The sequence below is a fragment of the Streptomyces camponoticapitis genome (assembly GCF_014646115.1).
Classification (GTDB): Bacteria; Actinomycetota; Actinomycetes; order Streptomycetales; family Streptomycetaceae; genus Streptomyces; species Streptomyces camponoticapitis.
On record NZ_BMMV01000002.1, the window covers coordinates 333,707 to 348,727 of the forward strand.

At 69.1% G+C, this 15,021-nt stretch carries 14 protein-coding genes; 8 read left to right on the forward strand and 6 right to left on the reverse strand.

The features are described 5' to 3' along the window. Positions 1 to 29: 29 nt before the first annotated feature. A complete protein-coding gene (locus tag IEY79_RS04160; protein WP_189105884.1) occupies positions 30 to 2,093 on the reverse strand; it encodes a neutral/alkaline ceramidase in 2,064 nt (687 codons plus the stop codon). Between the two features lie 202 nt (positions 2,094 to 2,295). Between IEY79_RS04160 and IEY79_RS04165 the strand changes: the two genes are divergently transcribed. Continuing rightward, the gene (locus IEY79_RS04165) at positions 2,296 to 3,162 is read left to right on the forward strand and encodes a GNAT family N-acetyltransferase (protein WP_189105885.1); all 867 of its coding nucleotides are present in this window, start codon (positions 2,296 to 2,298) and stop codon (positions 3,160 to 3,162) included. Positions 3,163 to 3,344: 182 nt separating this feature from the next. On the opposite strand, the gene IEY79_RS04170 is transcribed toward IEY79_RS04165, so the two are convergent. Further along, on the reverse strand, positions 3,345 to 3,998 hold the full coding sequence (locus IEY79_RS04170) for a TetR/AcrR family transcriptional regulator (RefSeq protein WP_189105886.1): 654 nt from the start codon (positions 3,996 to 3,998) through the stop codon (positions 3,345 to 3,347). Positions 3,999 to 4,078: 80 nt separating this feature from the next. On the opposite strand from IEY79_RS04170, the gene IEY79_RS04175 reads away from it, so the two are divergent. Both IEY79_RS04175 and IEY79_RS04180 read left to right on the forward strand, forming a co-directional pair. Beyond that, a complete protein-coding gene (locus tag IEY79_RS04175) occupies positions 4,079 to 5,044 on the forward strand; it encodes a zinc-binding dehydrogenase (protein WP_189105887.1) in 966 nt (321 codons plus the stop codon). Between the two features lie 107 nt (positions 5,045 to 5,151). Continuing rightward, entirely contained in the window at positions 5,152 to 6,273 is a 1,122-nt protein-coding gene (locus tag IEY79_RS04180) for a PP2C family protein-serine/threonine phosphatase (protein WP_189105888.1), read from the forward strand. Between the two features lie 98 nt (positions 6,274 to 6,371). Here IEY79_RS04180 and IEY79_RS04185 read toward each other — a convergent pair whose 3' ends face one another. Continuing rightward, positions 6,372 to 7,013 carry a hypothetical protein gene (locus tag IEY79_RS04185; RefSeq protein ID WP_189105889.1) on the reverse strand — a complete coding sequence of 214 codons (642 nt, stop codon included), beginning with the start codon at positions 7,011 to 7,013 and terminating at the stop codon, positions 6,372 to 6,374. Between the two features lie 257 nt (positions 7,014 to 7,270). Here IEY79_RS04185 and IEY79_RS04190 point away from each other — a divergent pair, with 257 nt between their 5' ends. Beyond that, entirely contained in the window at positions 7,271 to 7,783 is a 513-nt protein-coding gene (locus IEY79_RS04190; RefSeq protein WP_189105890.1) for an SRPBCC family protein, read from the forward strand. Positions 7,784 to 7,800: 17 nt separating this feature from the next. Then, complete coding sequence (locus IEY79_RS04195) at positions 7,801 to 10,116, forward strand: FdhF/YdeP family oxidoreductase (RefSeq protein WP_189105891.1); 2,316 nt, start codon at positions 7,801 to 7,803, stop codon at positions 10,114 to 10,116. Positions 10,117 to 10,232: 116 nt separating this feature from the next. On the opposite strand, the gene IEY79_RS04200 is transcribed toward IEY79_RS04195, so the two are convergent. Together IEY79_RS04200 and IEY79_RS04205 are read right to left on the reverse strand one after the other, a co-directional pair. Continuing rightward, positions 10,233 to 11,003, reverse strand: coding sequence for an SDR family oxidoreductase (locus IEY79_RS04200; RefSeq protein WP_189105892.1), 771 nt, complete (start codon positions 11,001 to 11,003; stop codon positions 10,233 to 10,235). A 1-nt stretch (position 11,004) separates the two neighbouring features. Then, positions 11,005 to 11,940, reverse strand: a complete 936-nt coding sequence (locus tag IEY79_RS04205) for an alpha/beta fold hydrolase (RefSeq protein WP_189105893.1) — start codon at positions 11,938 to 11,940, stop codon at positions 11,005 to 11,007. Between the two features lie 281 nt (positions 11,941 to 12,221). On the opposite strand from IEY79_RS04205, the gene IEY79_RS04210 reads away from it, so the two are divergent. From IEY79_RS04210 to IEY79_RS04220, 3 genes are all read left to right on the forward strand, one after another. Next, entirely contained in the window at positions 12,222 to 12,857 is a 636-nt protein-coding gene (locus tag IEY79_RS04210) for a CGNR zinc finger domain-containing protein (RefSeq protein WP_189105894.1), read from the forward strand. 76 nt (positions 12,858 to 12,933) lie between these two features. Next, positions 12,934 to 13,602 (forward strand): DNA-3-methyladenine glycosylase family protein, encoded by a 669-nt coding sequence (locus tag IEY79_RS04215; RefSeq protein WP_189105895.1) that lies wholly within the window; start codon positions 12,934 to 12,936, stop codon positions 13,600 to 13,602. A 63-nt stretch (positions 13,603 to 13,665) separates the two neighbouring features. Continuing rightward, complete coding sequence (locus tag IEY79_RS04220) at positions 13,666 to 14,442, forward strand: SDR family oxidoreductase (protein WP_308426645.1); 777 nt, start codon at positions 13,666 to 13,668, stop codon at positions 14,440 to 14,442. Between the two features lie 29 nt (positions 14,443 to 14,471). Here IEY79_RS04220 and IEY79_RS04225 read toward each other — a convergent pair whose 3' ends face one another. Continuing rightward, positions 14,472 to 14,882 carry a Fur family transcriptional regulator gene (locus IEY79_RS04225; RefSeq protein ID WP_189105897.1) on the reverse strand — a complete coding sequence of 137 codons (411 nt, stop codon included), beginning with the start codon at positions 14,880 to 14,882 and terminating at the stop codon, positions 14,472 to 14,474. Positions 14,883 to 15,021 lie beyond the last annotated feature (139 nt).

The window sequence follows — 15,021 nt, forward strand, 5'->3', positions numbered from 1 at the left end:
GCTCTCGTCGACTGTCCGCCGGACAGGGCTTAGCTGACCGTGAATGCGGGGGAAGCCCCCGTGAACGGCGTGATCTTTCCGAGGAGGTTCTTCGAGTCGCCGTGGTGGACGATCCGGTAGGTACCGGGAGTGGTGTCCGCGCCGATGTCCCAGGTGATGGTGGCCTTCGACGTGCCGGTGAGACCGTTGATACGCGTCCACCGGTATGTGGTCCGCCAGTCGCCGTCGTCCAGCGTCCGCACCCATTTCCCGTTGACCAGCCTCTGTACCTCCAAGAAGGTGCCACCCCGGCGGACGTTGTTTTTCGGATGCCCGGTGGCGAACTCGACCGTCGCGGTCCGGCCGCGGGCGTACGACGGGTCCGGCGGGGTCATCACACCGCCGAACGCGGTACCGGGGGGCGGATTGTCGTAGACCACACCGGTCTGGAAGTTGAACTGCCGCCCCGACTCGTCCGGCGGCGCCGTGCCGCGGTCGAGCTCGCTGCCGTCGCGCAGGGACGCGGCGACCCGTGCGTACTCCTGCTGATAGGCGGGCAGCGTGTAGCGGCCGTAGAGGGTGGAGCCGCCCTCGTACTGCTGGCTGTCGTACTCCTCCGGTGTCGTCACGTACTGGCTGTAGGAGTTGGCGTACCCCTGGAGCAGCACCCGGTCGAGCGGGACACCGAGCTGCTCCGCGACGGTACGGCGGACACGGAGGCCGGAGGCGATGGTGAACTCGCCCGGGCCCGCGACGAGATGGAGCTCGCCGATCTTCATGATCTGCAGGGGCAGGATCTTCGGGGTGACCGGATGGACGTTGCTCAGCAGGCCCGTCGGGACCAGGCTCGCCTTCGGGTACTGGCAGGTCGCCAGCCAGGACGGGGTGTCGACGTGCAGCGCGTCGATGATGGAGGCGATCGGCGTGCGTGTGCCCTCGTTGAAGCCGGGAATCGCCGGACCGTCCTCGACGCTGCCCGCGAGCGTGGACGCGCCCACGACGGCGGGACAGGTGCGGTGCTCCTGCCCGTCCGGGGTGTACGCCCCGTCCACCGTCACGTTCTCCATGTCGACGTACGCGAGCCGTGAGTCGACACCGCCGCTGATCGGCTCCGCGGACCGGTAGATCGTGCGGGCCTTGTCGAGCTGGCGTTCGCCGATGATGCGCGCGTTCTCGAACTCGTCCTCGGTCGGGCCGGATCCCGGCTTCAGGTTGAGGTTGGGGGACATGTCGCCGGCGTTGGTGTTGGGGAAGGCGGCGACGAACCCGGGTGTGTTGTCGAGATAGCGCACACCCTCCAGGTCGTGCTCCCAGGAGTAGGAGGCGTAGCCCTTGTTGTCCGGGCTGATGAGCGTGTTCTTGTTGGTGATCGAGGTGTTGTGGGTGGCGAACCAGCTGATCGCGCCGGCTTCCTTGTCGCCCTGCCGGAACCGCAGCACGGTCATGGCGGGGTCGACGGCTCCGGGGAACGCGGCCCGGTCGGCCGCCGGATTGCGGTCGAAGGCGGTACGGGAACGGTTGACGCTGGCGTTGGTGAGCGTGCCCGTGCCCAGGCTGATGGTGCCGGGCTTCAGGTCCTCGTGCGCCTTGACGACGGACTCGACCATGCCGTCGACGATGGCCCGGTAGGTGCCGCTCTGGAAGCCGAGAACGGAGAGGTTGTACGCGACGTCGTGCGAGTAGCCACCGGGCCCCGAGTGGGTGTGGGTGGCGGACAGCAGCACGTTCTCTTCGCCGTAGAGGCTGCCGTAACGCTCCTTCAGGCGTGAGATGACGCCCTGCCGCACGGACTGGAAGACCATCGCCAGGTCGGCGTTGACGTACACGACGCGCTTCCCGGTCGCCGGGTCGGCGACGACGAACGCGCGCGACCGCAGGCGCTGGTGGATGCCGGAGGTCTTCTGGTCGAAGCTCGAATATCCCATCATCCCGGTCTCGGCGGCCTCGCCGGTGACGTCGGCGATGCCGCGCCCGACGAGGTACTCCCCGTCGGCGGCCGCGCCGGCGGAGGCGAGGGCCGGGGGAGGAGCGGTGAACGAGGCGGCTCCCAGGGCCGCGACGACGGCCAATATGGCGACTCTGCTTCTGGAGCGACGGGGGGTGGGGGGTGACATTGAACCTCCTGGGCGGGAGTACGACGGGAGTACGACGGGACGCCCGACCCGGGTCGGCGGGCCGGGAACGGTGCCCCGACGGTAGAGGCGGGCGCACTGCCGCGCATAGATCTCTACCGGCCAGTACACGGAAATCGCGGGACGGGCGGGCCGGTCGGAAACCGGGTGCCGACCGCCGGGGCTGTGGTGTGTGATCGGAGGTATGGCAATTGGGCTGTACAAGCCGGGAGTCGACGGGCTGAGCGAGGCCGTGGGAGCGCTGCGGGAGTGGCAGTACGACGGGGCGCCGATGCAACTGCATCCGGGCGACCTGGGCTGGTTCTGGCGGGCGGGCGCGGAGGCGACCGCCGCGGCGGTCAGGACCTGGAGCCGGGACGGAGAGACCCTCGCCGTCGGGCTGCTCGACGGCCCCGGGCTCCTGCGGCTGACGATCGCGCCGGACGCCCGGCGGGACGAGGAGCTGGCACGCCGGCTGGCTGAGGACGTGACCTCGCCGGAGCGCGCGGTCCTGCCCCGGGGGAGGGCGAACATCGAGGCGCCGGTGGGCGCGCTCGTACACGACCTGCTGTTCGAGGCCGGCTGGCAGGCCGACGAGCCGTGGACACCGCTGCGCCGCGACCTCACGGAGCCGGTGGATGACCCGCACGCGCGGATCGAGGTGGTCGGGCCGGAGCAGGCGCATGTGTTCGCCGCCGTCCACCGGGGAGCTTTCGACGGATCGAGGTTCACCGACGAGCGCTGGCACGCGATGGCGACCGGATTGCCGTACGCCGACGCCCGGTGTCTGATCGCGTACGACGACCGGGGCAACGCGGTGGCGGGGGTGACGGTGTGGTCGGCCGGCCCGGGGAGGCCCGGGTTGCTCGAACCGATGGGTGTGCACCGGGACCATCGCCGCCGCGGCTACGGCGAGGCGATCTCCGTCGCCGCGGCGTCCGCGCTCCGGAGACTGGGCTCGTCGAGCGCGCTCGTCTGCACCCCGAGCTCCAACGCGGGCGCTGTCGCCACTTACCAGGCGGCCGGCTTCCAGCGATGCGCCGAGGTTCGGGACCTGTACCGGGACGCCTAGGGCGTGTGGTGAAAGTCCCGTCTGCCCCACGGCGCCTGTCACGGCACCTCGACTCGTTGTCGGACTCGTCCAAGAACGTCCAGCCCCTCCGGCAAGACGCGCGGCGTTCCCCGGAGGCGGCGGGGCAACGCTTCCTGGCCACCGGGGAGTTCACATGGATGTCCACCCCTCAGATCCCGATCTCACTCCTCCGTCGGCCCGTGCCTCGCGACGGAGACCGTGTCCGGAGTCGCAGCCGAGGTCAGGCGTGGTGCTGGTGGCAGGGGTGTGTGCCGGGGGCGTGCCTCGAACGCCTCGATGACATAGGCCGCGAAGCGCCGGGAAGCCGCGACCTGCGCCTCGGCGGACGAGGCACGGATCCCCTTGTTGGCCATGAGCATCAGGATGAGATCGTCCAGCACGAAGTCCGCACGCAGGCGCCCCGCCTCTCTGGCTCGCCGGGCCAGCTCCGCCACGGCCCTGACCGTGTACTCGCGGCCCCCGGCGACTTCGGAGGCCCCCGGAAAGGCCGACAGGAACGCCTCCGTGAAGCCCCTGTCCCGTGCGTGCAGCTCGCAGATCCTCTCGATCACCAGACACAGGCCCTGCCACGGGTCAGGCGCGGCGGACCCCTCGTCGACGATGGTTCGGCACGCGCGCAGCTGGTCGGCGAAGGCAGCGGCGACGAGGTCCTGGCGGGCGGGGAAGCGGCGGTACACGGTGGCGGGCCCCACCCCGGCGCGCCGGGCGATCTTCCGCGTGGGCACGTTCAGGCCCTCGGCGGAGAGCAGCTCCCTCGCCGCGCCGAGGATGCGCTCGCGGTTGTCCAGCGCGTCCGCGCGCAGAGTCCGAGACATTCGGCGGTCATCGCTCTCACTTCGCTCAACCGGACGCGTGCGTCCGCTTACGGTTCCAGCCTAGATCCCCTGGAGGCGACATGAAAGCAATCGTGATCAAGGCGTACGGAGGGCCCGAAGGCCTGGCGGTCGTCGAGCTGCCCGCACCCGAACCCGCCCCGGGACAGGTGCTCATCTCCACGGAGGCCGCGGGCGTCGGCGGCGTGGACACGATGATCCGCAGCGGCGCCCTGGCCGACTACGGTTTCGCGGAGAGGCATGTGCCGGGCGGCGAGGTGGCCGGTGTCGTCACCGCGGTCGGCGAGGGGGTCGAGATGTCCTGGATCGGCCAACGCGTGTGGGCGCCCACGGGCAACGGCGGCGGGTACGCGGAACAGGCCGTCGCCCCGGCCCAGGAGATCGTCGCTCTGCCCGCCGAGCTGTCCGCCGTCGACGCGGTCACCCTCGGCAGCGCGGGTGCCGTGGCGCACTTCGGGCTCGCGCACGCCCGGTTCGCGCCCGGCGAAACGGTCCTGGTACGCGGCGCGGCCGGCAGCCTCGGCATCATGACGGTCCAGCTGGCAGCCCGCGACGGCGCAGCGGCTGTGGCGGTCACCACGTCGTCGCCCGCGCGTGGTGAGCGCCTGCGCCGCCTGGGCGCGACGCACGTGCTGGACCGCCTGGGCATGGGCACGGCGGACGACACCCCCTCGGCCTACGACGTCATCATCGACGTCGCGGCCGGCGAGAACATGCCGGCGTTCTTCGACCGGCTCAACCCCGGCGGACGCCTGGTCGCCGTCGGCGCCGTAGCGGGCCGGCCGCCCGCGACCTTCGGGGCCGGGCTCATGGCCGCGTTCCAGAAATCGCTGACCTTCTCCACCTTCAGCGCGGCCACCGTCCCCCCGGAGGAACTGCGTGCCGTACGCGGTGAGCACTTCGCCGCCGCGGGCCGCGGTGACCTGAAGGCGGTGGTCCACGACGTTCTCCCGCTGGACCGGGCCGCGCTGGCTCATCACGAGATGGATGCCGGTGAGGTCTTCGGCCGGATCGTGCTGACCCCGTAACGCGGGGCCAGTACGCCTCCCCGGGTCGGTTCGGCCACGTCGGGGGAATGGTGTATGCAGGAGGTATGCGTAGCTGGTCCGGGTTTACGGCTTTGAGGCCCCCTCCGATGGCGGGTGGGGCCCTGATTCTTGTGCCGCTGGCCATCGTCGTCGCGGTGCCTGTGATCGACATCTGGCTGCCCCGGAACCTTCACGTCGCGCCGCTGCTCGTCGTCGCGCCGACCTTCACCGCGGCGTTCGGCGGGCCCCGGCTCGTGGCGGCCATCGGGGGCCTTGCGGTGCTGTCCCAGATCGTCGCGGGTCTGGAAAGACAGGCGCTGGGCGATGAACGCGTCGTGCTGGAGATCGTCTCGCTGGTTGTCGTCTCGGTGCTCGTCACCCTCTTCTGTTATCTGCGCGAACGGCACCAGCGCCAGTTGGTCAGGGCCCAACTGGTCTCCGAGACAACCCAGTTGGCCCTGCTGCGGCCGTTGCCGCCGCACGCGGGGCCGCTCCGGATCGCGAGCGAGTACTGCTCGGCGGAGCCCGACAGCCGCATCGGGGGAGACCTGTTCGCGGTCACCCGCACCGAGCACTCGACGCGCTTCCTCATCGGTGATGTCCGGGGCAAGGGACTCACCTCCCTCAACGGCACGTCGATCATGCTCGGCGCATTCCGGGCAACGGCCCACCGGCAGGCGCCGCTGCCGGAGCTGGCCGCGTATCTGGAGGGCAGCGTCCACTGGGGTCTCTCGGAACTCGACCACGCGCAGGACGAGAGCGGCGAATGGTTCGTCACGGCGCTGCTGGTGGACATCCCGGACGACGAGCAGGCGGTCCACGTGCTCAACATGGGACACCCGCCGCCGCTGTTGATCCACGAGGCGGCAGCGACACCCCTCCTGGTCCGCAAACCATCGCCGCCCCTGGGACTCGGCGGGCTCGGCGAGGCGTCCTACGAGGAGGAGACCTTCCCCTTCCCCCGGGGCGACTCTCTGCTCCTCTACACCGACGGGGTCTCGGAGGCGCGGGACCGCGAGGGCAACTTCTACCCACTCGCCGACAGCGCGGCGGTGGCCGGGCGCTCGGCCGTCCGGTCGAACGGAGGCCCCTCCGCCCTGCTCAAGCACCTGTTGGACGACCTGCTCGCGTACGCGGGCGGCGAGCTGGGCGACGACATGGCGATGATCGCCGTCTCCTGGGGCGAACCGGGAGGCCCCGAGGACGTCCCACCGCCCGCCGACACCTGACCACGCACGCACTGGCGGTACGGGTTCCCCGTACGGTTCACCCAGCGCCGTACTCTCGCCGAAGAACACCACTGGCGCGCGGGCCGGCCGGGCGCGGATCAGCCGCCCGGGAGGGTGTACCCCGAGGTGATGTTCAGCGTCGTCGCGAAGGTCAGGTACATCAGCCACAGACCGGTGATCGTGTGGAAGAACCCCTGACCCCACTCGCCCGCGGTCGCCAGCGTCCCCCGGGTCCCACCCTGCCGGGGCCTGTCGAACGGCAGGCTGGTGAAGAACTTGGTGACGTACACACCGGTGAGGCCGGTGAAGAGCAGACCGACCGGCCAGGCCCCGGCGCTGTAGAAGACCACCATGCCCAGCACCGACAGGATGACGAAGGCCACGCACATACCGGCATCCGTCTTCACCCCGGTCCGCTGGAAACGGTTCCAGCCCAGCGCGAACCAGTGAATGCCGTACGCGCTGAACGCCAGCGCCGCCATGAACAGCGCCTTGTCGTGGAACACCTGGAACCAGGTGAGCCCGACGAAGAGATAGATCCCGGCGAGCAACTGGCACAGGCCGGGCATGAAGATTCCCCATACGCCCATCGCCCGGTCGACATCGGCATTCCGCCGCGGAGCGCGGAGCAGCTCCTGCGGACCGTAGATCAGATAGCCCGTGCCGAGGCCGAAGAATCCCAGCACCACAGGCACGAACGCCGAATCGGGGAAGATCACGGCGAATTTGCCGGGGTCCATCGCGCACACCTCCACCATAAAGAAGTCGGACCGGTGAGATCACCGGCCGGCCGGGCTTAGAAATGTGAGACCGAATCAATCCCAGAACGTTGACCGCTGCCACTCGGATGTGCCATCCGTGTCGGCTGGGCCATCCGCCCCACTTCCAGGAGCGGCCCCGGGCACATTTCCCTAGGCTGTCGCTGTGCCGGGCTTTCTTTCGGCCCGGTCTCTGTCGGGCGATTGCCACAATCCGGCGCGGAGGGATCGGGACATCCATGACCACCATCGAGGCATCCTCCGACGTGGACGTTCCGGTCCGCGTGGCCTACAACCAGTGGACGCAATTCGAGAGCTTTCCCCGCTTCATGGACGGTGTGCAACGGATCGACCGGCCACGCTCGACGATGACCCACTGGGTGACCCGGCTGGGTCCGATGACCCAGGAGTTCGACGCGGAGATCGTGGAGCAGAGCCCTGACGAGCGGGTCAGCTGGCGCAGCATGGGCCGGCCCGTTCATTCGGGCACCGTGACGTTCCTGGAACTGGCCGAGGACCGTGTGCGGGTGACGCTGCGGATCGACTTCGCACCCCGCGGATTCGTCGAGCGCTCCGGTAACGCGCTGGGCGTCGTCCACCGCCGGGTGCACAAAGACCTGAAATCCTTCAAGGAATATATCGAGGGCCAGGGACGAGAGACCGGGGAGTGGCGCGGCGCGATCCGCGACAGCCATGTCCGGCCGAACTCGGGACAGAAACATCCGCACGTCCCCAACTGGCCGACCGGCTGAGGCGAAAGGCAATCCGGGTGAAGAGGCGACCGGCCGATGAACCGAGCGAAAACGAACTTGATATCACTCCGCCCAAGAAATGGGCGGCGGGCGTTCCCGCCGTCGCCCACGCGCTCAACTATTCCCTCGCGGAGACCTCCGCCCGGCACACCGCGCTGACACTGCTGAACCTCAATCAGGTGGGGGGTATCGACTGCCCCGGCTGTGCCTGGCCGGACCCCGAGCCGGGGAGCCGGCACCGTAACGAGTACTGCGAGAACGGCGCCAAGCACGTCAACGACGAGGCGACCGAGCGACGCGTCACCCCCGAGTTCTTCCGCCGTCATTCGGTGACCGAACTGGGCCGCCGGTCGGACCTCTGGCTCAATCAGCAGGGACGGCTCACCGAACCCATGGTGAAGCGGCCGGGCTCGGACCACTACGAGCCGATCAGCTGGCACGAGGCGCTGGGCCTGATCGCCGACGAGCTACGGAGCCTGGACTCGCCCGACGAAGCCGCCTTCTACACCTCGGGACGGGCCGGCAACGAGGCGGCCTTCGTCCTCCAGCTCTTCGCCCGCGCCTTCGGGACCAACAACCTTCCCGACTGCTCCAACATGTGCCACGAGTCGAGTGGCGCCGCCCTGCACGAGACGCTGGGCACCGGCAAGGGCAGTGTGAGCCTGTCGGACATCCACCACGCCGATCTGATCCTCATCCTGGGCCAGAACCCCGGCAGCAATCACCCCCGGATGCTCTCGGCCCTGGAGGAGACCAAGCGCAGGGGTGGCCGTATCGTCGCGATCAACCCGCTGCCCGAGGCGGGCCTGATGCGGTTCAAGAATCCGCAGAAGCCCCGGGGTGTGGTGGGCCGGGGGACCGTGATCGCCGACGATTTCCTGCAGATCCGTCTCGGTGGCGACCTCGCCCTCCTCCAGGCGCTGAATCTGCTGCTGCTGGAGGCCGAGGACGCCAAGCCCGGCGCCGTGCTCAACCGTGCCTTCATCGACTCGCACACCAAGGACTTCTCCGAGTTCGCCGAGCACATCCGCTCGACCGTCTCATGGCCCGATGTCCTCAGGGCCACCGGACTGACCCGCGCCGGGATCGAGCGGCTGCGTGACGCCGTGCTCGGGAGCGAACGGGTCGTCGTCTGCTGGGCGATGGGGCTGACACAGCAGAAGCACGCCGTGGCCACCATCCGGGAGATCGTGAACTTCCTGCTGCTGCGGGGCAACATCGGCAAGCCCGGGGCCGGGCCGTGTCCCGTACGGGGCCACAGCAACGTGCAGGGCGACCGGACCATGGGTATCTGGGAGAAGATGCCCGAGACGTTCATGGAGGCCCTCGGCCGCGAGTTCTCGTTCGAGCCCCCCGCCGCGCACGGTCTGGACACGGTGGATTCCATCAGGGCGATGCTCGACGGGCGGATCAAGTTCTTCCTCGGCCTCGCTGGCAACTTCGTACGGGCCACTCCCGACAGCCCGGTCACCGAGAAGGGGCTGCGCCGCTGCCGTCTCACCGCCCAGATCTCGACCAAGCTGAACCGTACGCACACCGTCTGCGGCGACACTGCGCTGATCCTTCCCACGCTCGGGCGGAGCGAGAAGGACATCCAGGCGGGCGGGGAGCAGTTCATCACCGTCGAGGACTCGATGAGCCAGGTCCACAGCTCCCACGGACGCCTGGAACCCGCCTCCAAACAGCTGCTCAGCGAGGTGGCGATCCTCTCCCGGCTGGCCCGCATGACGCTGGGGGACCGGGTGCCCGTGCCCTGGGAGGAGTTCGAGGGGGACTACGGAACGATCCGTGACCGCATCGCCCGCGTGGTACCGGGCTTCGACAACTACAACGCGCGGGCGACCCGTCCCGGGGGCTTCCTGCTGCCGAACCCGGTCAACGAAGGGGTTTTCCCCACCGCCGTCGGAAAGGCGCTCTTCACCCGCAACGCGTTCGAGATGCTGGACGCCCCCGAGGGGCATCTCGTACTGCAGACGCTGCGCTCGCACGATCAGTGGAACACCATTCCGTACACCACGGACGACCGCTACCGGGGCATCCACGGTTCACGCCGGATCGTGATGGTCAATCAGCGCGACCTGGACGCGCTCGGCCTGAGCGACGGCGACGAGGTGGACCTGGTCACTGTCTGGCACGACGACATCGAACGCCGCGCCGAGGGCTTCCGCCTGGTCGCCTATCCGACGGCGGTCGGGTGCGCCGCCGCGTACTACCCCGAGACCAATGTGCTGGTGCCCCTGGACAGCGTGGCCGACGTCAGCAACACGCCGACGTCGAAGGGTGTCGTGATCCGTCTTGAACCGGTACGCGCGGGAGCGACGGTCCCGCGGTGAGATCCGGTCTCTCCGGGATCCGGTCTCTCCGGGCGCGACGCGATCGTCACGACGGTCGGCCGGCGGCGCGCGCCGGCCGCGGGCGATACGGCCACGGCCGGCGAACGTACGTGCTGTCAGACGGACTTGACCTCGCCACCGTCCATCCGAAGCGTCGACCCGGTCATCCAGCGCGCCGCGGGCGAGACGATGAAAGCCATCAGCTCGGCGAGCTCCTCCGGCCGGCCGAAGCGTCCGATCTCGGCCTTCCGCGGGAACTCCTCGATCGCCTCCTCCACGGTCATGTCGTGGAGCGGCGCCCAGTGTTCGAGGTACGAACGGCGCCGGTTCGTCATCACCGGGCCGGGCAGGACGCTGTTGACCTGGACGCCGTCGGCGATGCCACGGTCGGAGAACGCCTTCGCGAGGGCGGCGATCGCCGCGTTGATCGTGCCGACCGCCGCGTAGGGAGCCTTGGGGAAGATCGCGGAGTTTCCCGACATCAGTACGACCGATCCCTGTGACTCCATTAGCGCGGGCCAGGCCGCGACCGTCAGCCGCCGCGCTCCGTGGAGCTTGAGGGCCAGGCCGGCGTCCCACTGCTCGTCCGTCATCTCGAACAGGTCGATCTGCGGTACGGCGCCCGCGATGTTGACCAGAGCGTCGATGCGGTGGAACGCCTCCAGGGTCTGCTCGACCACCGTCCCGGCCGCCCCGCTGTCGGCGAGGTCCAGGTCGATCACCAGGGCCTCGGCCCCGGCCTTCCGTACCTCGGCGGCGGTGTCCTCCAGATTGGCCCGGTCGCGCGCGACGAGGACGATCGAGGAAAAGTCCCGCGCCAGCCGGATCGCCGTGGAACGCCCCATACCCTGACTGGCTCCGGTGACCACTGCTACGGAGTTCGGCATGTCACTTCTCCTTCGCCGGAATCGACTCGAAGGGACTCGAATCGACCGGAGTCGAGTTGTCGGCCGCCGCCGGGCGCGCCGGCCGGCTGGTGAGGAAGCCGCCAATCGCCGCCGCGATCTCGTCGGCGTGGGTCTCCAGCGCGAAGTGGCCGGTGTCGACCAGACGGACGTCGGCGTCGGGGATGTCGCGCTTGAATGCCTCGGCCCCGGCGGGGAGGAAGAACGGGTCGTTCCTGCCCCACATCGCGAGCAGCGGTGGCCTGTTCGTCCGGAAGTACTCCTGGAACACGGGGTACAGGGCGACGTTGCCCGCGTAGTCCAGGAACAGGTCGAGCTGGATCTCGTGCGCGCCGTCGCGTGCGAGATAGTGGTTGTCCAGGCCGTATCCGTCCGGGCCGACCCGCGTCACCTCCGGGACACCGTGCTCGTACTGCCAGACCGTCGTCTCCGGCCGCAGGAGCATCCGGACAGCCTCCCGGTTGGCCGCCGACGGGTCCTTCCAGTACGCCTGCACCGGGGCCCAGTTCTCGCTCAGCCCTTCCTCGTACGCGTTGCCGTTCTGCGTCACGATCGCGGTGATCCGTTCCGGGTGCCGGGTGGCGATACGGAATCCGACGGGTGCGCCGTAGTCGAAGACGTACAGCGCGAACCGGTCCAGGCCCAGTACCTCGGTCAGGCCGTCCATCACATCGGTGAGGTGCTCGAAGGTGTAGTCGAAGTCCTCCCGCGCGGGCATGTCCGACCTGCCGAAGCCGGGCAGATCGGGAGCCACGATGTGGAAGCGGTCGGCGAGCAGCGGGATCAGGTCGCGGAACATGTGGCTCGACGACGGGAAGCCGTGTAGCAGAAGCAGTGTGGGCGCGTCGGGCGCTCCGGCCTCCCGGTAGAACACCTTCAGACCGTCCACCTCGGCCGTGCGGTATGCGATGTCAGCCATGACGTTCACCTTTCTCGGAGAGGCGGCCGACGGCCCACGGCCACCGCCGCCTCAGGACTGCTCCATGTAACTGCTCAATTGCTGCCGGGAAGGTTATTTACCGCATGTGTTTCCCGGAGTGCTCCATTGATCCCGCAGTTGGCTCAATGGCGGGGGTAACTGCTCTGCTTCCACTAGCAAGGTTAGGAATCGCACCGTAACTTGTCAACGCGGCTCAAGGGGGTTACTCTCTCGTTCGAGAGTTGACGCCACGCGCTCGCGCGACAGGAAGGGGTGGTGACATGACCCGGGACGCTCCGGCGCTGTTCCTGGCCGACACGCTCGGCCTGGACTTCCTCAACTCCGTTGCCACGCCCGTCGACACACCGGTCGACTGGATCGAGGACGGTGACGGACTGCTGGCCTGGCTGGAGCAGGCGGAACTGGTGTCGCCCGACACGCTCGTGTCCCTGCGTGAGCAGGCCCTGCCCGGCGAGCTCGACAGTGTCGCCGCCCAGGCCCGGGGTCTGCGGGAGGAGTTCCGCGCCTTCGTACGCGCGCACAGGGGCAGGCCCCTGGGTGCGCGGGACCTGGCGGAGCTGGCGCCGCTGAACCGGCTGCTCGCGCGCGACGAGGGATTCCTTCAACTCGGCGTCGCGGAAAGCGGGAACGCCCCCGGTCTTCAGCTGCGGACGCTGCGCCGCTGGCGCTCGCCGGAGTCGCTGCTGCTGCCCATCGCCGAGGCGCTCGCGAGATTCCTCAGCGAGGAGGACCTCTCGGACGTCAAGGCGTGCGAGGGCCCGGCGTGCACGCTGATGTTCGTCGACCACACCCGGGGGCGCGCCCGCCGCTGGTGCAGCATGGCGATCTGCGGCAACCGCGCGAAGCAGGCCGCGCACCGCGACCGGGTCAGGAAGAGCCGGGGCGATCTCCCGTAGGGTCACGCGCGTACGCAGGGCTCCACCGGCCCGGTTCCCGCGCGCGGTGCCACCGGTGCGGCTTTACGTTGGACGTATGACCAAGCAGAAGGTGAGGAGACCGGAGGAGCACCTGCGCCGCGCGGACCCGGTGCTGGGTTCGGTCATCGATGCCGTGGCACGCGGGGGCGGACCCCGCCCCTCGCTGCCGCCGGATTCGTCGATGTCGAACGATCCGAAGATGCCGACGGATTGCTACGGCGCCCTCATCAGGGGCATCGCCAGCCAGAACATCTCGTCCTTCGCCGCCCGTGCGGTCTACCGCAAGATCATCGAGCGCTTCGGCGGCCGGACTCCCACACCGCGGCAGGTCCTCGACGACGATCCCGAAGCACTGCGTGTCGCGGCCGGACTGTCCCACGCGAAGACGGAATCCCTGCGCTCGCTCGCGGAGCACATCCTGTCCGGCGAGCTCGAACTCGACCGTCTGCACGACCTTCCCGACGACGACGTCATCCATCAGCTCGTCGCTGTGAAAGGCATCGGGACGTGGACGGCCCATATGTTCATGATCTGGCACCTGCACCGGCCCGATGTACTGCCCGTCGGTGACCTGGGGATCCGTCAAGCGGTCAAGAAGCTCTACGACCTGCCCGGACTCCCGGCACCGGTGGAGACGACACGCATCGGAGAGCCGTGGCGCCCCTACCGGACGCTCGCGTGCCTCTACCTGTGGCGTCTGGAGGAGTCGGAACCCCAAGTCTGACGTGACAGTTCGTGCCCACGGTGGCGCCGGTGACAGGAAGCAGGTACGGCGATGGACATGGAGATGGGTGACAGGACCGCCGTGGTGACCGGCGCCAGCAAGGGGATCGGTCTGGCCGTCACCCTCGCTCTCACCGGCGCCGGGGCGCATGTCGTCGCAGGATCGCGATCGCTGAGCGACGAGCTCGGGGAACTGGTCGAAGCCGGCAAGGTCACCTTCGTACGAGGCGACCTGACCGAGCCGTCCGGGCCGGCCGAACTGGTCGAGGCGGCGGTGAAACGCGGAGGCGTCGACATCCTGGTCAACAGCGTCGGTGCGGTGACTCCCCGCCCGGACGGATTCCTCGGCATCACCGAGGACGACTGGAACACGTCGTGGGCGCTGGGATTCATGACAGCGGTGCGTACGACGCGGGCGGCGGTCCCGGACATGGTCGGGCGGGGCGCCGGGGTGATCGTGATGGTGGGTTCCGTGAACGCGTTCCTGCCCGACCCGCTGGTGCTGGACTACTCGGCGGTCAAGGCGGCCCTGACGAACCTCGCCAAGAGCCTGTCGAAGGAACTGGGCCCGCGGGGCGTCCGCGTGGTCTCGGTCAGCCCCGGCCCGGTGGCGACGGACCTGTGGCTCGGCGAGAGCGGCATGGCGCAGACGATGTCGCGTGCCACCGGCAGGCCGGCCGAGGACGTCGCGGCGTCCGCGGTGGGAGACACACCGCTCGGACGTTTCACCACCCCCGAGCAGGTCGCCGACCTGGTCACCTTCCTGGCGGGTGAACGCGCCGCGAACATCACCGGCGCGGACGTCACGATCGACGCGGGTCTGATCACCACGATGCGCTGAGGGCGGCGGTTCCAGCCGCAGGACGGGTTCTAGCCGCAGGACGGGCACAGACCCCGGTACGTGACCTCGACGTCGGACACCGTGAAACCGAACCGTTCCGCCGCCGGGAGGACCGCCAGCGGATCGCCGTTCGGGTGGACGTCGCGGACCGTACCGCAGCCGGAACACACCAAGTGCTGATGCGGATGGCGGGCGTTGGGGTCGTAGCGCATCGCGCGGCCCGCCGTGGAGACCTCAATCACCTCGCCGAGGGAGACCAGTTCGCCCAGGGTGTTGTAGACGGTCGCCCGGGAGATCTCGGGCAGCCGCCTCGCCGCGAGCGCGTGCACCTCGTCGGCCGTCAGATGCACGTGGTCACCGTCGAGCACCTGCGCGACGACGCGGCGCTGGGAGGTCAACCGCCAGCCACGTCCTCGCAGTCGCTCCAGCAGGTCGCTCATGTCAGTTCACCTGTTCAGTGTTCGCGGGATCCCGAGTCGCTTCCGAGGGTGCCCAGTTGGCCGGATTCTTACCGGATGTACTTTTAGTTCACTTCTTGACTTGGACTCTGTCCATCGTAGGATCGGTTCCGGTCGACAG